Source organism: Streptomyces sp. NBRC 110028 (assembly GCF_001417735.1).
Classification (GTDB): Bacteria; Actinomycetota; Actinomycetes; order Streptomycetales; family Streptomycetaceae; genus Streptomyces.
Genome location: NZ_BBUZ01000033.1, coordinates 218692 through 235895 on the forward strand (window position 1 = coordinate 218692; position 17204 = coordinate 235895).

At 65.6% G+C, this 17204-nt stretch carries 15 protein-coding genes and 3 pseudogenes; 15 read left to right on the forward strand and 3 right to left on the reverse strand.

The window, feature by feature from the left end; all coding sequences use genetic code 11:
* The first annotated feature begins 167 nt into the window (after nucleotides 1-167).
* The 4 genes and pseudogenes from ASC60_RS26415 to ASC60_RS26430 form a co-directional block, all read left to right on the forward strand.
* Nucleotides 168-869, forward strand: a complete 702-nt coding sequence (locus ASC60_RS26415) for a response regulator transcription factor (protein WP_055555149.1) — start codon at nucleotides 168-170, stop codon at nucleotides 867-869.
* Nucleotides 866-2020: a HAMP domain-containing sensor histidine kinase gene (locus tag ASC60_RS26420; RefSeq protein WP_055555151.1), complete on the forward strand. Its 1155-nt coding sequence runs from the start codon at nucleotides 866-868 to the stop codon at nucleotides 2018-2020. The genes ASC60_RS26415 and ASC60_RS26420 overlap by 4 nt, the downstream gene beginning before the upstream one ends.
* 1050 nt (nucleotides 2021-3070) lie before the next feature.
* Nucleotides 3071-3292 carry a hypothetical protein gene (locus tag ASC60_RS26425; RefSeq protein ID WP_055555153.1) on the forward strand — a complete coding sequence of 74 codons (222 nt, stop codon included), beginning with the start codon at nucleotides 3071-3073 and terminating at the stop codon, nucleotides 3290-3292.
* A gap of 53 nt (nucleotides 3293-3345) precedes the next feature.
* Nucleotides 3346-3723 (forward strand): annotated as a pseudogene (locus tag ASC60_RS26430) (type II toxin-antitoxin system VapC family toxin); the annotation flags it as partial.
* Here ASC60_RS26430 and ASC60_RS43290 read toward each other — a convergent pair.
* Entirely contained in the window at nucleotides 3720-4043 is a 324-nt protein-coding gene (locus ASC60_RS43290) for a recombinase family protein (protein ID WP_055555155.1), read from the reverse strand. The pseudogene ASC60_RS26430 and the gene ASC60_RS43290 overlap by 4 nt on opposite strands.
* Nucleotides 4044-4310: 267 nt before the next feature.
* Between ASC60_RS43290 and ASC60_RS26440 the strand changes: the two genes are divergently transcribed.
* The 3 genes from ASC60_RS26440 to ASC60_RS26450 all read left to right on the forward strand — a co-directional run bounded on the left by ASC60_RS26440 (nucleotide 4311) and on the right by ASC60_RS26450 (nucleotide 6515).
* Nucleotides 4311-5045: a helix-turn-helix domain-containing protein gene (locus ASC60_RS26440; RefSeq protein ID WP_199831057.1), complete on the forward strand. Its 735-nt coding sequence runs from the start codon at nucleotides 4311-4313 to the stop codon at nucleotides 5043-5045.
* Nucleotides 5046-5140: 95 nt separating this feature from the next.
* A complete protein-coding gene (locus ASC60_RS26445; RefSeq protein ID WP_055555157.1) occupies nucleotides 5141-5695 on the forward strand; it encodes a dihydrofolate reductase family protein in 555 nt (184 codons plus the stop codon).
* Nucleotides 5696-5975: 280 nt separating this feature from the next.
* Nucleotides 5976-6515, forward strand: a complete 540-nt coding sequence (locus ASC60_RS26450; RefSeq protein ID WP_234357143.1) for a hypothetical protein — start codon at nucleotides 5976-5978, stop codon at nucleotides 6513-6515.
* Here the strand turns inward: ASC60_RS26450 and ASC60_RS44180 are convergent.
* A pseudogene (locus ASC60_RS44180) lies at nucleotides 6445-7557 on the reverse strand (integrase core domain-containing protein). The gene ASC60_RS26450 and the pseudogene ASC60_RS44180 sit on opposite strands and share 71 nt — an antisense overlap.
* Before the next feature lie 139 nt (nucleotides 7558-7696).
* A complete protein-coding gene (locus ASC60_RS26460; protein WP_055555159.1) occupies nucleotides 7697-8089 on the reverse strand; it encodes a nuclear transport factor 2 family protein in 393 nt (130 codons plus the stop codon).
* Nucleotides 8090-8226: 137 nt separating this feature from the next.
* Between ASC60_RS26460 and ASC60_RS26465 the strand changes: the two genes are divergently transcribed.
* The 8 genes and pseudogenes from ASC60_RS26465 to ASC60_RS26490 all read left to right on the forward strand — a co-directional run bounded on the left by ASC60_RS26465 (nucleotide 8227) and on the right by ASC60_RS26490 (nucleotide 17152).
* On the forward strand, nucleotides 8227-8802 hold the full coding sequence (locus tag ASC60_RS26465; RefSeq protein WP_055555161.1) for a PadR family transcriptional regulator: 576 nt from the start codon (nucleotides 8227-8229) through the stop codon (nucleotides 8800-8802).
* Nucleotides 8803-9193: 391 nt separating this feature from the next.
* Nucleotides 9194-10285: an integrase core domain-containing protein gene (locus ASC60_RS26470; RefSeq protein WP_055555162.1), complete on the forward strand. Its 1092-nt coding sequence runs from the start codon at nucleotides 9194-9196 to the stop codon at nucleotides 10283-10285.
* Nucleotides 10286-10299: 14 nt separating this feature from the next.
* Nucleotides 10300-10476, forward strand: a pseudogene (locus ASC60_RS39855) (IS256 family transposase); the annotation flags it as partial.
* A 133-nt stretch (nucleotides 10477-10609) separates the two neighbouring features.
* Nucleotides 10610-11056 carry a hypothetical protein gene (locus ASC60_RS41795; protein WP_159043325.1) on the forward strand — a complete coding sequence of 149 codons (447 nt, stop codon included), beginning with the start codon at nucleotides 10610-10612 and terminating at the stop codon, nucleotides 11054-11056.
* Nucleotides 11057-11058: 2 nt separating this feature from the next.
* Entirely contained in the window at nucleotides 11059-14274 is a 3216-nt protein-coding gene (locus tag ASC60_RS26475; protein WP_055555164.1) for a M48 family metalloprotease, read from the forward strand.
* A 157-nt stretch (nucleotides 14275-14431) separates the two neighbouring features.
* Nucleotides 14432-15553, forward strand: a complete 1122-nt coding sequence (locus tag ASC60_RS26480) for an integrase core domain-containing protein (protein WP_055555166.1) — start codon at nucleotides 14432-14434, stop codon at nucleotides 15551-15553.
* Nucleotides 15554-16523: 970 nt separating this feature from the next.
* Nucleotides 16524-16736 carry a type II toxin-antitoxin system VapB family antitoxin gene (locus ASC60_RS26485; protein WP_055555168.1) on the forward strand — a complete coding sequence of 71 codons (213 nt, stop codon included), beginning with the start codon at nucleotides 16524-16526 and terminating at the stop codon, nucleotides 16734-16736.
* On the forward strand, nucleotides 16733-17152 hold the full coding sequence (locus ASC60_RS26490) for a PIN domain nuclease (RefSeq protein WP_055555170.1): 420 nt from the start codon (nucleotides 16733-16735) through the stop codon (nucleotides 17150-17152). The genes ASC60_RS26485 and ASC60_RS26490 overlap by 4 nt, the downstream gene beginning before the upstream one ends.
* The last annotated feature ends 52 nt before the right edge of the window (nucleotides 17153-17204 follow it).

Below are 17204 nucleotides of genomic sequence, written 5' to 3' on the forward strand. Positions count from 1 at the left end.
GCCTGCGGGCGACGAGACGTACCGCCCCTGATCTTGCGTTGCTTGAGGTAGCTCGGTGCCGGGGCGGCTGCCCCGGCACTGGGTATGGCGGTCTGCGAAGCTATTGCTGGGGCCCGTTACGAAGGGGAGAGTTCGGAAGTGGCGCGGGGGACGAGAGGAGCAGGGACGTGAAAGTTCTTGTGGTCGAGGACGAGCCTCTGCTCGCGAAGGCGCTGCAGATCTGTCTGCAGCGAGACTCGATGACGGTCGACGCGACCGGTGACGGCGGATCAGCTCTGGAGATGCTGGAGCTCAACAACTATGACGCCATGGTTCTCGATCGTGATATCCCGGTCGTGCATGGTGATGAGGTGTGCCGTCGCGCCGTTCATGCGTACCCGCAGGTAGGGGTGCTGATGCTGACCGCCGCTGGTCGGCTGGATGACCGCGTGGAGGGTCTGCGACTCGGTGCTGATGACTACCTGGCCAAGCCTTTCGAGTTTCCTGAGCTCATTGCCCGGCTCCGGGCGATCTCGCGACGTACGGGGCCTCGACTCCCTACGCTGCTCCGGGCCGGTGACCTGAGCCTTGACCCCTTCACCCGCCAGGTCTCTCGCTCCGGCGCCCCGCTGAGCCTGACCAACAAGGAATTCGCCGTCCTCGAGCAGCTCCTGCGCGCAGGCGGCGGAGTGCTGAGTGCCGAGGAACTTCTTGCCAAGGCATGGGACCGGAACGCCGATCCGTTCACCAACTCTCCCCGGGTGGTGATCTCCGCCTTGCGTCGCAAGCTCGGCCGCCCCTGGCCCATCGAGACCATCGCCGGCGCTGGGTACCGCATCATCACCGAGCAGGCCTCATGTCCTCAGAAAGATCAGGACTCCGCCCGATGACCTCTCGGCGATTCTCGGTGAAGGCGCGGGTCACTATCGTGTTCGGTGCGTTGCTTACCATCAGTGCCGCCCTGCTCATCGTGCTGGTGGTGGTTCTTATGGCCTACGTGCCGCGGTACACCCTCACCCCGGTCGATGTGACGCTCGTCCCGGGTCAGGCACCGAGTTCGGCCAGGTCCTCCAGTGTTCCAACCACCGTGTCGAGCCCCGCTGATTTCCTGCGCCTCCTGGCCATCTTCTCCTCTCTCGCCTTTCTCATCGTCATCGTGATCGGTGCCCTGCTCATGCGGATAGCGGTCGGCCGTGCTCTGGCACCCCTCGCCGAAATCGACGCCGCAGCACGCAGCGCAGTCGCGGGCGACCTCAGTTCCCGCGTGGACGTGGACGTGGATGGCCCGCCCGACGAGGTCACCAGCCTGGCCCGCACGTTCAACGGGATGCTGGCCCGACTGCAGCGATCTTTCGACACCCAGCGCCAGTTCGCCGCCAACGCCTCGCACGAGCTCCAGACACCGCTCGCGGCCAGCCAGGCGCTTATCGACGTCGCCCTGGGAGACCCGAATCCGGGCCATATGCACGACCTGCTCACTGATCTCCGCCAGCTCAGCACCCGCAGCACACAGACAGTGACGGCACTCCTCGATCTTGCAGCAGCGGAAGACGGCGAACTCAACCGGCAGACGGTCGCGCTGGACGCCGTGATCCAGCAGGTGCTGAGTGAACAACGGCCCCAAGCAGCTGTCGTGGACGTCGAGCTACGACTTACCCCAACCCCTCCGGCCCCGGTCAAGGCCGACCCGGTACTCCTGCGACTGATGCTGGACAATCTCGTCAGCAACGCCATCCAGCACAACACGAAGCCGGGAACGGTAGACGTCAGCCTCACGGTCGACGCCGAGCAGGCCCTCTTCAGCATCAGCAACTCCGGACCCGCCCTCTCTCCCGAACAGGCCGCCCAGGTCACCCAGCCGTTCTACCGAGCCGAGGGCCGGACGGTCAGTGTCACCGGCAGAACTGGACGCGGGCTGGGCGCCGCGCTGGTCGCCCACATCGCGGAGCGACACAGCTGGCCCTTGGGCGTGACCGCGCGACCGGCCGGCGGCCTTCTTGTCACTGTGCGAATACCGTGTAGCCCCATGTCACACGACTGAAGTTTCCCCCCGAACTGGACAGCGGGTGTTTACGCTGCTGAGGTTCCCCCGGGATGCGGGAAGGGTGACAGGGGTCAGATGGGTCTCATGAGAGGAGCCCAGACGATGCCTGCCCCGAAGCCGCTGCACGTGAACGAAGCCGGGTCGGCCTACCGCGGCCTGAGCACAGACCGGCATCCGGGCCCACCATGCCCCGACACACCGTCAGACACCCACGCCCCAATAACGCGACAGTGCCGGCATACGGCCCCCTCCGATCGCTACTGCCCCAGCGCTTGCATTCATCGGCGCCATCCCCTCACTCGCTTGGCACACTATTTATTCCGGCAAGGCCCCGCAAGGCTGTCTCGTTACGGCGCTCCAGAGCCGGATACAGCGCTCACGCCCTGGAAGTGCCCTATCTGCCGGCAGACGACAAGGGGCTTTGCCGCCCCTTGACGCAGCCCGTCCACGGCGGCCGAATGCCCCACGTACGGGCTGCCTGCGGAAACCTGCCCGCAGGGATCACCAGCGGTCTCCCCTGCCCCTGTCGCATGGGGAGCGCGGCACCGCGCTCCCACCCCGAAAGGTGCTCGAGAGCCGACAAGGGGTCCTTATGCCTCTCGATGCAGAATGCATCCGCATCGATCGGGTGACGTCGGGGGCCTGTGGTTGACGATGGCACACAGGGGCGCGGTGCGGCGCGGTAGGTCTACTGGATCGAGTGACGGACGAATCGGGCACCGTTGACACGTCTGCGAGTTGGGAGCACGAGGGCTCCCAGAGGGCTCCCACTTGCCCCCAGCCCGGACATGGTCAAGGCCGCCTCCGCCACCCACGGAAACGGCCTCCGACCTGCGAAAACGCTGGTCGGGACGACAGGATTTGAACCTGCGACCCCTTGACCCCCAGCCGCGCGGCAACTCTCTGCGACATTCCATTGCGAACAGTAGCGATTCGTTCAGGGTTGTGCACGGCCGTACCAAGCTCTTCTGACCGCCTGAGGCAGCTTCGCGCCGATGCGCCCCCAGTAGGCACCTCCCGAAGCGCGCCCCGCGATATCCTGGCCGCATGTCGATTCAGGTGCCCGAAGACCTTGAGGCCCGCCTGCGCCAGCTGGCGGCGGCCCAGGGCATCACCGTGGACGAGCTGGTCACCAAGGAACTCACCAAACTCGTCGTCTCGCGCCCCGTCCGCGCCCTCCGCGGCAAGGGCGTGCTGCACGTCGGCAGCAGCGCACCCCACGCCCGCGACCTCAAGGCATACATGCGTGGCGAAGCGGATGACGCGTGAAGCTGATCGTCGACGCGGGACCCGTCTTCGCCTAACTCTCCGCGAACGACCCTGACCACGCCCGCTGCGCCGACCTACTGGAGAGTTTCGACGGCGAGCTCGTGATCCCTCAGCTCGTCCTGGCAGAGGTCTCCTATTTCATCAACACCCGGGTCAAGCGCGCCGTCGGCGCCAAGAAGGCTGCCGAAGCCGAGCTCGCCCTCATCGAAGACATCACCGCAGGCGCCTTTCAGGTCGAACCTGTCGAAGCGCGGGACTGGCCCCGGATCGCCGAGCTCGTCGGCCGCTACCACGACTTCCCACTCGGCATCACCGACGCCTCGGTCATGGCCGCGGCAGAGCGCCTGAACACCCCCAAGATCGCGACCCTCGACGCCAGGCACTTCCACGCCGTCGACTCCGCACGATTCGGGCACTTCGAGATCCTCTAGATGTTGCGGGTCAGCACGTTGTTGACAGGCGAACCGGCTTCCGGACGGTCTGCCCGCTCACGGGCGTCGACGAGCATCTGCATGACGAGGTCGAGCTTCGGGCGGGACGCCTTCGCGCCGCTCGCGGTGTCGACGTGGATGTAGTCACGGTCGACGTCGGCCCGCAGCAGGGCGTCGATCTGATGATCGGGGTACTGGTCGGCGGTCGAGACTCGCGCGTAGCCGATGAGAATGTGTCGGAATCCATCGGCCGGACCGTTCTCCGACGTTGATTTCCGACGCGAGTTGCCGACACTGCCCACCTGCGGGGTTGTGATCACAGGTTCAAGTGTCGGCAGACGTTCGTTTTCCGACAGTGAAGCCGGCTGCTCTCATCCGTGAGGTGGGGCCGCTACCTGCCGCGGGGCCGACTCGGATCTGGTGGCGAACAAGGCTGGGCTCGATGTAGTTGGGCTTCCACATGAGCCCTGGGGCATCGGGCCGCAGGCCGCGCTCGGGCCGAGCCGCGCGGATCCTCCCCCGCGCGCATCTCGCACGAGCTTTGGCCGTCCGCGCGACGTGACACACTGGCGCGCAGGTGGCGGTGAATGGGGGCGATCCGGTTGGGTCTGGAGATCGAGAGTCGGCCGTCGGAGTTGCCGTACATCGAGAGGGTATGGCGCAGCCGCAGCATCGAGGTTGGCCGGATGACGTCGATCGCGGCGTCGCATTGGGAGCTTGTCTTCTGGGAGCACGACGGCCAGGTGCAGGCGGCCGTGCTGGGCCCGGAGCCCAGGGCCTGTCTGGCTCCCGTTCCCAAGGACGCCACGTTCTTCGGTATCAGCTTCGCTCTCGGCACCTCGATGCCTCACGTGCCGATCAGCCGGCTTGTGGGTGGCAGCACGGAGATCCCCGACGTGACGCGGCGCTCCGTGTGGCTGAAGGGTTCCGCCTGGCACGTGCCCGATTACGACAATGCGGAGGCGTTCGTGCGGCGCATGGTGCGTGAGAGCATCGTGGACTGCGACCCGATCGTGCCCGCGGTGCTCGGCGGCGCGGCCCCCGACGTCTGCGAGCGGACCCTCCAGCGGCGTTTCGTCGCGGCGACGGGCCTCACCCGGGGTGCCATCCGGCAGATCCACCGTGCCCGCGAGGCGGCGGTTCTGATCCAGGAGGGGGTGCCGGCGCAGGACGTCGTGCATCAGCTGGGCTATTTCGACCAGCCGCACCTGGCGCGGTCCCTGACCCGGTTCATCGGCCGGACCGCCACTCAGCTGAGTGCTCCGGGCAGGACGGAGCCGCTGTCGCTTCTGTACAAGCCCTCCTCCCCGGTGCCCGCATAGTCTTCCTGACGTAGCCGACGGGGTCGGCCCGCCCCGGCCGGAGCGCTATTCGGCCGGGACCGGGCAGAGGACCCCGAACTCATCACGGAGGAATCATGCGCAAGGTTGTTTCGGGTCTGTTCGTCTCGCTCGACGGTGTCGCCCAGTCGCCGAACGAGTGGCAGTTCGATTTCGACGAGGAGATGGGCGCGGCGCTGGGAAAGACGCTGGAGACGGCCGACACGATTCTGCTGGGCCGGGCGACCTTCACCGAGTGGGCCGGTTACTGGCCGACGGTGACCGACGGCGAGGACGCCGGCTTCGCCAAGTGGATCAATGACTCGCCCAAGTACGTCGTCTCCTCCACGCTGGACAGCGTGGACGACTGGGCGAACAGCACGCTCATCAACGGCGATCTGCCGGCCGCGATCGAGGAGCTCAAGTCGGGCGAAGGGAAGGACATCACCGTCGCGGGCAGCCCCACGCTGGTGCGTTCGCTTCTGGAGCAGGACCTGTTGGACGAACTGGTACTGCTGATCCACCCGGTGGTGGCCGGCGAGGGCCGCAAGAAGCTGTTCGCCGACGACGCCACCCTGAAGAAGCTGGAGCTGGTCAGCGCTCAGCCGACCAGCAGCGGAGTGATCATCGCGACCTACCGTCCGAGGCGCTGAGCACTGAGCCTCCGCCAACTTGAAGACGCAGGTCGAGGGGCTGGTGTGACGGTCTTCCGGGGTGCTTACGCTGGTCATGGGCGGCAGCCTGCGGAGTAGATCGTCCGTCAGCGGCTGAGTCGCGGGTCGCTGCTCGAAGTGACCGGGTGACCCTATCCGGCCACAGACTAGGCTGCTGACTTCACAGTCAAGTCACCGCTCCTCGTCGACAGATCCAGGCGGTACTTTCCGGCGCCGCCACGGCCGCCGTGGACGGAGCTTGCGACGTACGATCCGGTGCATGCTGGATCCCGAGCTGCTGGAACGGATCACGGCGCGGCGCGCCGAGCTGGACGAACTCGAAGAACAGCTGGTTAAGCAGTTGTCGGAGGTGCGGGCCGAGCGGGACGAGCTCGCCGTCGCGGAGCGGGTGCTTGAGCGGATGAGTGAACAGCTCGCCGACGAGCGAGCCTCTGTCGCGCCAGCGCTCGGGCAGGTGGGCGGACGTGCGGTGATGCTGATCCCGCACCGCACCTCAGGCATGGAGGAGACCACCCTTCCGCCGGACTACCAGCGCATTCTCGCCGCTGTGCGGCAGGCCACCGGTCCGGTCATGGCCCAGCAGGTCGGTGGCGCGCTGGGAATCGACGTCAGCGTGCGGGGCAAGCTGGAGCCGCAGCGTGGGAAGCTGGTCAGACTCGTCGAACGCGGCTGGCTGCGCAAACTACCCGACGGCCGATTCACCACTCTGAAGGGTGTCAATATTCCGATCAGGCTGCTGAGCTGGGCGTTTCCTGTGGATGGTGAGGCGGTCGGGGTGGCGTGGTGTGGTACTCGTTGAGCAGTCCGCCGAGTACCTGTCGGCGCCTGACCGTGACGGCGGGCCGGGGGATGACGTTCGGGTGGTCGTCTGGGGCTCGTAGGTTGAGGCTGCGGTGGGCTCGTCCGGTGTTGTAGTGCTCGGCGTACCTGGTCAGGACCGTACGTAGGTGCCGTTCGCCGGTGATGAGGGGTCGGTCGGTGCACTCGGTGCGGGCTGTGCGTATCCATCGTTCGGCGAATGCGTTTGACCGTGGGCTTTGCGGCGGGGTCGGGATGACGGCTGTGCCGTTGCCGGTGAAGGCGGCGTCGAATGCGGCGGTGAACTTACTGTCCCGGTCACGGATGAGGAACCGGAAACACCCAGCCCTCTCCTCAAGGTCCATGAGCAGATTGCGGGCGAGTTGGGTGACTCAAGCACCGGTCGGATGGGCGGTGACACCCAGGACGTGAACGCGCCGGGTGGCGATCTCCATGACGAAGAAGACATAGAGACGTCGGAGGAAGACGGTCTCCACGTGCATGAAGTCGCAGGCGAGCAGCGTGTGAGCCTGTGAACGGAGGAAGGAGCGCCAGGTCTGCTCGGAGGCGCGCTGCGGTGCGGGTGGCAGGCCGGAGCGGCGCAGAACGCGCCGGACTGTGGCGGCTGTGACCCGATGGCCAAGCCGTCGAAGTTCACCCTGGATTCTGACGTATCCCCAGGTCGGGTTCTCTCTCGCCAGGCGCTGGATGAGCGCGACTGTCTCTTCCGCCAGCGGTGGCCGGCCGGGTCCGACCGCTGTCTGGTGCCACTTCCAGCGCACCAGACGGCGGTGCCAGGTCAGCAGTGTGCCCGGGGTGACCAGCCGATGGCGGCGTAAGGCAGGTGGCAGGTGCCGGGCGAGAGCGGAGAGCACGGCACGGTCAGCCCATGAAAGCCGCGGCCGCTGGACCTGTCGACGCAGCACAGCAACCTCATGCCGAAGCACAAGGATCTCGGCGTTGTTCGCGGCGGCCGACCGGCCCAACAAGAGGAGGCAGCCCAGCAGTCGGCAGAAGATCAAGTAGAGCAGTCGCAGACCCACGATCAGGAATCATGCCCATACATGGGCGATCGCAGAGCCCCAGGTCAACCACCGTGCGGTAATAAAGACACTCTTCAGGCGGCGGTCAGTCCGGCGTTGCCCGCTCCGATGACCACTGCGTCGAAATCGGTCATCGCGGTCACTGTTCGGCGGCCTCTCCCGCGATCCGCTCGAACTGGGCGCCCATGGCCTCGGCCAGCGCCTGGGCGGCGGAGAGCGGGCGCACCATCACCGTGAAGTCGTCGATCCGGCCGTGCTCGTCGAGATGCAGGAAGTCGCAGCCCTGGAGCTCCTTGCCGGCGACGGTGGCGGTGAAGACGAACGCGTGGTCGCGGCCGTCGGGGTTCGCGATCTCGCGGATGTAGGTGAAGTCCTCGAAGACGCGGGACACGCCGCGCAGAATCGCGGCGGTGATCGCCTTGCCTGTGTACGGCTTGAAGGCGACGGGGCTGGTGAAGACGACGTCGTCGGCCAGCAGAGCGGCAACGGCGTCCATGTCGCCGCTCTCGACGGCTTTACGGAACGGGTGCACTGATCCCACCTCTCATACACTCACTAAATTGATTAAGTGCAGAGGAGGGTAGAGGGCAATCCATGGCGCGTCTATGGGGAGGGAGGTAACTCCTTGGTCACTTCGTTGAGTAATCACAGCGGTGCTAGCGTAGGCCCATGGCTTTGCGGAACGCGGTGATGGCCGCGCTGTTGGAGGGCGAGGCGTCCGGTTACGACCTCGCGAAGGCGTTTGACGCGTCGGTCGCCAACTTCTGGATGTCGACACCCCAGCAGCTCTACCGGGAGCTGGAGCGCATGGAGGTAGAAGGACTCGTCGCTGCTCGTGTCATCGAGCAGGAGCGCCGACCCAACAAGCGACTGTTCTCACTGACGCAGGCCGGACGAGAGGCCGTGCGCGCCTACACCACCGAGCCGTTGGGCAAACCTTCCGTGATCCGGGACGAGTTGATGGTCAAGGTGCAGTGCCTGGACGCCGGCGACATCGAGGCGGTCCGAACGGCCGTCAGCGAACGCATGGAGTGGGCCACCGCCAAGCTCGCCCGCTACGAACGACTCCGCCAGCGCCTGCTCGACGGGCGCTCGGAGGAGGCGTACTTCGCCGAGGCCGAGCGCATCGGCCCGTATCTCACCCTGCTGCGTGGCATGTCGTTCGAGCGGGAGAATCTCCAGTGGGGGGACATGGCGCTGCGCAGGCTCGACCAGCGCAGCGCCGCCCTCCAGGCCGACGGCTAGCTCGCCTGTTGACCACCGATGAGATTGGTCAAGGAAGTGGCTGAGCGAGCCTACGCCTGGACAGGCTCCGGCTCGGTCACCTCGTCAGGGATGCGGTGCAGCCCCTTCCCGGTCGTAGAACCGAGTCACGCGAAGCCGAAGAGGCAGGGGACCGCGAGTCCCGCGCCCAGCAAAGCCTTACCCAGCCCCGGGTCAGACCGGCGTCGCCCTGGGCGTCGTAGTAGAGGATCGAGCGGACGACGCCGGTGATCTGGCGCAAGGGCTCGAACTCTGCGGGTGCCGGTACATCATCCGCGCAGGTCGGGGACCTGATCACAAGTCTTCGGTTCTCCTCGACGTTCACCCCAGGTGCCTTCACCCGCTCTGGGTCCCGGCGGCATCATGATCTGTCGTGCTGCTGCGTCTGGCCTACCTCGCCGCGACCAACGCCCTGGCGTTCCTACGTCTCCTGCCGATGAGCGACAGAGACAAGGACATCGAGATCCTGGTGCTCCGGCACCAACTGCTGATCTTGCAGCGTCAGGTCGGCAAGCCTGCCTTCAATGACAGTGATCGCGCTGTCCTCGCCGGCCTTCTGCACCACCTGCCCAAAGACAGACTGCGGCACCTTCTACTGCTGGTCCGCCCCGAGACAGTCTTGCGCTGGCATCGGGAGCTGCTCAGGCGGCGCCATGCCGCGACCTGCGTAGCCAAGCGGCGTGGACGCCCACGCACCATCCGCTCGATCCGTGCCCTCGTCCTGCGCCTGGCCAGGGAAAATATCTCGTGGGGATATCGCCGGATCCACGGCGAACTCGCAGCACTGGGGATCGAGGTCGGCGCCTCCACGGCCTGGGAGATCCTCCGCGAGCACGGCATCCCACCCGCACCCGAACGGCAGAGCACCACCTGGGCCGACTTCCTCCGCGGCCAGGCCGAGGCCCTTCTCGCCTGCGACCTCTTCGAAGTCCGCACGCTGACCGGAGCGCGCCTGTACGTCTTCGCCGTCATCGAGCACACCACCAGCCGCATCAGAATTCCGGGCGCCAGCGCACATCCGACCGGGGACTGGATCATGCAGCTCGGACGCAACCTCCTCATGGACCTCGAAGACGCGGGCAGCAGGGCACGGTTCCTGATCCGCGACCGCGACTCCAAGTTCACAACCGCCTTCGACACCCTGATGACCGATGCCGGTCTCAAGGTCGTCACCACCGGCGTTCGGATACCACGGATGAACTCCCTCATCGAGCGCTGGACAAAGACCCGCCGCACCGAACTCCTGGACCGGACCCTGATCTGGAACCAGAGCCACCGCCTCCACGCCCTGCGCCAGTACGAGGCCTTCTACAACGAACACCGCCCGCACAGGGCCCTGAAAAACGCCGCCCCATGCCGCCCACTACCTACACCCCTCACCCAACAAGCCCAGCTCACCCACCTGGAAGTCCACAGACGACACCGGCTCGGCGGAACGCTCCACCAGTACCAGCACGCCACCTGAGCTGCGCAGATGATGTATCGGCACCCGCACACTTCCCCAACGAGCAGGCCGCCCTGAAGTGCGTCTACATGGCGATCATGTCCCTCGACCCCACCGGCAAGGGCCAGGCACGCTGGACCATGCGTTGGAAGACCGCGCTGAACGCCTTCGACACCACCTTCGACGGCCGCCTCTCCGCAGCCCGTCAGTAACCCATCAGCCCCAGTTACACCACTCGTTTGACAGACCCGCACAATGCCTTATCAAGTAATGCGAGTACAAGGCGTTGCACCGCCTTGTAGGTTCAGAACTCAACATGTGGCGAATAGCTCACACTTTGGAGTCATGATGGCCACTACGCTGCCCGTTGTCGAGTTGGGACGCCGTGTTGTCGCTCGGCTCGCCCCTGATGAGCTGCCGCTGTTTGACCAGACTTGGCAAGCAGTTGGCGAGCGTCCGAGGCGACGGGTTTCCCGGCGGGAGCCGCTCGGCTTCGGTTTGCCCGGCGCGGATGAGGTGCTGGTCACCGCTGTTGCTTCTGGCGTAGTGACCGCCGTGGTCAGCGACTTGGGCAAGGACCTTGGCTCCTGGTCGGCCCGATTGCTGGGTCGCCTTCGTCTCCGTCGGCGGGTCAGGGCGGTGCCCAGCCCTCTGCCTGTGCTTCCCCCACGCCGGCTACGGCAGATCCGGGCCATCGCATTCCGCAAGGCGCGCAAACTTGGCATGCCGGTGGCCGATGCAAACGCCTTGGCCGACGCGCTGATCAGTGAGCTGACAACAACCGAGCGTTGAGCATGGATGCGAGGAAGCGGCACGTCCAGTTCCTGTTTCCGTCCGGCACAAGCGCTGCGTTCATCCTGCTGGTGCTCATCATGCTTGCGGTGCCCGCGACGTGGTCTCCGCCTCCGTTCGACGCCCTGGCACACAGCCTTCACCCATCCAACGACTCCTGGGGCGGCAGCCTGCTCGCCGTCTCGTCTCTGTGCCTTCTGACAGTCACGCAGTACTGGCTGGCCCCTTCCTGGAAGATTCGCCGTCGACGGCTGCGGCCTATTCACCAGGTTGCGCCGCACGAACCGCGCGCGGACCTTGAGCGTCTTGTCGAGATAACGATGCCGGACTTTCCAGTTCGGATCCTCATCGACCTTGTCAACCCGGCAATAGACGGACTGGCCTTTGGGCATGTGTTCCGCAGGTACGTCGTGCTCAGCCGGGGTGTCCTGCTGGCCCTCTCAGAGCGAGACCGGGAAACGGCCTGGAGGGTGGTAATGCACGAGTTGGCCCATATCCGTAACCGGGATCTAGACATCACTGCGATAACCGTTGCGATGTGGCGGTCGTTCCTCGTCGTTGTAGTCGCACCCGTCCTGGCCGCCTGCGCCATCGGCATAGTGCGTGGCACTCCTCCGATTGGAACGCCGGGACTGTCTCCGGATTCCGGCCCAGGCCTTTCGTGGATGCTCGCAGCGCAGATCGTTGGCCTGACCGCGTTGGCCTGGCTCGCCCGAAGCGTTGTCCTGCAAGCACGCGAACTTCACGCAGATGCACGGGTGCTGACCTGGCATCCGGACCCTCAGCCGCTACGGCACCCGTTCTACAGCGCTTCCCAACGCCGGTGGCCGAGCACAATCCTTCGCCGAGCTACGCATCCAAGCCCCGCCGCACGCGTCGCCGCGTTAAGCGAGAGCGGCAGGCTGCTGCTGCGCCAGGGATTCGCCTATCCCTTTTTGTGCGGCGCATTCGTCACGATGCTCATCGTTGATCCGAAATCACTGAGCAGGCCCGGATGGCTCGATGGGTTAGCGGGGCCCTTCATCGTACTTACCTTCGCCCTCATGACGGGAACATTCCGTACGGCAGCTGGCCTTCGCGCACACCCAGCCGTGCGCGCGGCAGACAGCCTCCGCATGCGGCTCGGCCTGGCCGTCGGGCTGCCGGCAGGCTTGGTGCTTTCGCCCTACAGGTTCACGGCTCATGCCCATGCCGCGCCCCCCACGGATCTACAACCAGCCAAGTTGCTGGCTTTAGCGGGGGCCGGATGGCTGCTGGGAATGTGGCTGGAATGGGTGATGGCCTCTAATGCGGCGGCCCAGCTCTCGGCGCCGCGCAATCCCATCTGGGCGCTCCTGCTGTCGGTGACAGTGATATCTGCAATGGCGCAACAGCTTGACTCCTCAGCGCTCAACGCGCAATCCACGCCGGACTCCAATGGCAGCGTCCTCGACCTGCTGATCCTGCCCGCGGCTGTCCTGCCGGCAACGATGCTGCCGCTGGTCATGCCCGTCTGGGCGCAGCGAGGCAACACCAGCAAAGGCAAGCAAGCCTCATCGAGGATCCGCCGTCTCACCGGCGATGTCTGGCGGCAGGTGGGTCGTGCCAGCCCCGCTCAATACGGCGTCCGCCCCAAGCATGCCCCAGCCTTCGCGGCACTCGCCGCCCTCTTGGCGGCGCCGCCGGCGGGCGTTCTCGCTGCGGCCTACTGGGGTGGAGCCTGCGACACGTCCTGTGCCACGGCCTCGACCACCAGTCTCGCCGTCTTGGGAGGGAGCCTGGGCGCCGCGCTGGGTGCCGCGACCGCGGCGTACGTGAAAACCGCGCCAGTACTCAGGGCGATGCTGGTCGGGTTGGGTAGCGGGATGCTCTGCCCTGCGGTGCTCCGACTCGCTGCACCGACTACGCCATGGTCGTGGCTAGACCTGGTGCAGCAACAGATCGTTCTCGCGGCTGTCTTGGCCGCCCTAGTTGTGTCGGCGCTGCGGTACCCCGCCCGGCGTACGCATCGCGATGCGTACGCCGACGTCCCTGACCAACCACCAATTCAGCTGATTCAGCCTGAAAGCATCACGGTACCGCTGATCCCAGTACGAACTCCGCGCAGACCAACCACTGCCCCGCCAGGTGGCGAGCCCGAACCGGGTGAACACGTTGGCGAGCACGTCCCACCGCCGATCGGGGCCGTACGCCACTCCGCGATCAACCCCACCCCGCACGCCAGTCAGCAGGCTCACGCCGAGAGAGTGACCATCGCGGGCATGAACATGTTCGCAAAGGCAGCCAGCGACTTCCTGGAGGGGTTTGCCATCCTCTTCACGGTCTCCTCCCTGTTCCTTCTTGCCATGGCGCTGGTCATACTTTTCCTGAGCCTAATTGTCGGCGTCGTCGGTGCTTCTTTGGGCATGGTCGCTGATTTCTGGAGCATTCCCCGGGGCCGGCTGGACGTCGTCCTGAGTGGGTACCCACTCGTGTTGCTGTGCCTGGGGGCCATGGGGGCACTGGGGGGAACGCTGAAGCTCGCCGGTGGCCTCTGGGCTCCTCAGACAGTCACCATGGATGGCGAGGATCTGGCCATCACCACCAGGCGGTTTCGGATGGGAAGCGGCTACACCCTCCGCATACGTTGGGATGCCATCCAACACGTGAGCGTGGTAGGCCGAACTCGTCACTCCGAACTCGTCGTGTGGTGCACGCCTGAAGCCGTGGCGGGCACGATTGGAAGCAAACCGTTTACCGACGGCGTCAAGATCGCCAACCTGCTCGTCGCCTTTGGGTGGCCGGAACGCAAGAAGCGGACTTCCGAACTGCGTGCCGCCCTCGCTCAGTTCGCCGGCGCTAAGTACGTTGAGAACCCTGAAGTCGAACTGGCCGCCCGCAAGCGTTCTAGTCAGCCCGGCGGGGGCACTCCTGATCCAGTCCCCCCGGCCACAAGTTGCGTGGCAGACCTCGATCCCAGCGTGTCGACGTCCCTAGTGGCGCGGTGGGCAGTGCGGGCACGCTCCGGTGACCCGGTGGCCCGCGAGCGCATGGACGACGTGATCAAGGGGCTTTTCGAGCGGCATGAACATCTGGGCGGGCAACGTCAGAATTGCCCGCTCGCCAGGAGCCTGGCGGCGATTGTCAACCGTGACGACTCCAACGGCGGGCTCCTCGACCTTGAGGACCAACACGAAAGCGACCTCATCGCTGTGATCTTGAACTCTGTAGTACAACAGGAAAGGGGAGAATCGGTGTAGGCCGGACTGGCGAAAAGGCAGAGGGGCCTGCGCTTGCCGAAAATGTCGTCCGCCCTGGTAGGAGGGGGTGTGCGCGGTGCGCCGGAGATCGACCGGCGAAGTCGCCAAAACAGGCGCTCTCGCGAGGCTGACGCTCACCGCGGCAAGATGATCGACCGTGCTGCTGCTACTGACTTACCTCGGCGTGACGAACGCGTTCGCGATGCTTCGCCTGCTGCCGATGTCCGACCTGGACAAGGACGCCGAGATCCTCGCCCTGCGCCACCAGATCACCGTGGTGGAACGCCAACTCGGCAAGGACAAGATCCGGTTCACGCCCAGCGATCGGGCGTACCTGGCAGCGCTGCTGAACCGGCTCCCACTGCACGTCCTGCGAAGACTACGACTGCTTGTACGCCCCGCCACGGTGCTGCGTTGGCACCGCAGCCTCGTCGCGCGCCGCCATGCCGCCTCCTACCGGCCCAAACGCCCGGGACGGCCGCGCACAGTGCACTCCATCCGCACCCTGGTGCTGCGGCTGGCAAAGGAGAACCCGAACTGGGGGTACAGGCGTCTGCACGGCGAGCTGCTTGTGCTGCGGGTGAACGTGGGCGCGTCCACCGTCTGGGAGATCTTGAAGGAGGCCGGCATCGACCCGGTGCCCGAACGGAACTCCAGTACCTGGGCCAGCTTCCTTCGCGGCCAGGCTGATGCCCTGCTGGCCTGCGACTTCATGAAAACAGTCACCCTGTCGAAGGTACGGATGTACGTGCTGTCGGGGGTACGGATGTACGTGCTCGTGGTGATCGAACACGGCAGTCGCCGGATCCGCGTCCTGGGCGCCACCGCGCATCCCAGCGCCTCCTGGGTAGCGCAAGCGGCAAAGAACCTCGCCATGGACCTCGAAGACCTCGGCTGCCGAGCACGGTTCATGATCCGGGACCGGGACGGGAAGTTCCCCGACCTCTTCGATGCCGTCCTCAAGGACGCGGGGATCGACGTCGTGCTCAGCGGCATCCAGATGCCACGAATGAACTCGATCACGGAAAGGTGGATACAGACCTGCCGCCGCGAGCTCCTGGACCGGACCTTGATCTGGAACCAGCGACATCTCCTCCACACCCTGCGCGAGTTCGAGCAGTTCTACAACGGACACCGACCACACCAAGGCATCGCCAACGCCAGACCGCTGCACCCCTTGCCCCCACCGATCGACGACCCGGACACAACAGCCCGCCTCAACATACGTCGACACGATCGCCTCGGCGGCATCCTCCACGAATACAAGCATGCCGCGTGACCTGCGCGGATGAGTTTTCCGGCAAGGGCAGGTCCACCCCACCCCTGTCGCATGGGGAGCACGATGCCGTGCTCCCACCCGGAAAGGGGCCGGGAACCGACAAGGGGTTCTTATGCCTCTCGATGCAGAGAGCATCCAGATCAATGGGGTGACCTCAGGGGCCTACGGTTGACGACGGCACGCAGGGGCCCGGTACGACGCAGCAGCTCTACCGGATCGGGTGACGGACGAATCGGACACCATTGACACGTCCGCGAGTTGGGAGCACGAGGGCTCCCAGAGGGCTCCCCATCGCTCCCTGCCCAGACACGACAAAGGCCGCCTCCGCTACCCGCGGAAACGGCCTCCGACCTGCGAAAACGCTGGTCGGGACGACAGGATTTGAACCTGCGACCCCTTGCCCCCCAGCGGCGTGGCAACTCTCCGCAACGATCCCTACCGGACTGTAGCAGAGCCCTCGGGGCCGCACGTCGCCGTACGGAGCAAGAGAACACCGCTCCCAACATCCGACTCCCGAACGCGTCCCTCCTGCCACCACAACGCTTCACGCCAACACCCGACCATCCACCGACCCGGACCGCTGTGAACCGCACATCTCCACCCCGCACACCCCCAGCGAGACTCGCAGCCGCCCCGAAATCCCGACCGCTCCACTTTCGACACCACCAGCCTGGAATCAGATCCGCCCAACACCCTCAGCGCCTCACGGAAGTCGCCCCGCACGACCCCGGCGCGGGAGTCGAGGAAATCGCTACTGGGGCGTGGCGCGCCCAGCAACCACCGCGAGTTCCAGCAATCCATACATCCAGGCCACAGGCTTGATCATCGTACGGAGCCCCTTTGCGGTTGTGCTGTCCACTCAAGGCCGCAGCGGCACCCACACGACCGTCGACCCCTAAAACGACACCATTTCAACGCCCCACACTGCTATCATTTCCAAGGTTGCCGTGCCCGACGAGAGGAGTTTTCAATGTCCCGCACCATGATCGATCTCGACGATGAGATGGTGGAACACGCCATGCGCCTGTACGGCGTGAAGACGAAGGCCAAGGCTGTGCGTATGGCCATGGAGGAAGCTGTCAAGCGTCGGCTGCGACAGGAGGGCATCGACGCGATTAAGTCCGGTGACCTGGACCTGACCTATGACAGCCGGACGGAGCCCGACAGCAGGAACGCGGCGTGAGTGAGCGCTTCCTGATCGACAACTCCGCCCTCCAGCGATGGCGCCAGCTGAAGGTGGCGGAGGTTCTCGACCCACTCCACGAGGATGGCGTACTGGCTGTGTGCGGACCGGTCGAGATGGAGGTGATGTACTCCGCACGCAATGACAACGACGCGAAGCGTCTGCGCTGGTTCCTGTCCGGCTTCGATTACCTTCCGATGCCAGACGAGGTGTGGGACCGGGCCAAAGACATCCAGCGACAGGCCATCGCCAAAGGCAATCACCGCGCACTGTCCCTGCCCGACCTGCTGATCGCGGCAGCGGCCGAACGGCATGCGGTGACCGTGCTGCACTACGACCAGGACTACGACATGATTGCCGCGATAACGGGCCAGCCCATGAAGTGGGTCGTGGAGGCGGGCGCAGCGGACCACTGACTCTGGGATCCATACGACGACGACCCGGGATGACGGTGGCCGCGCTGTGACG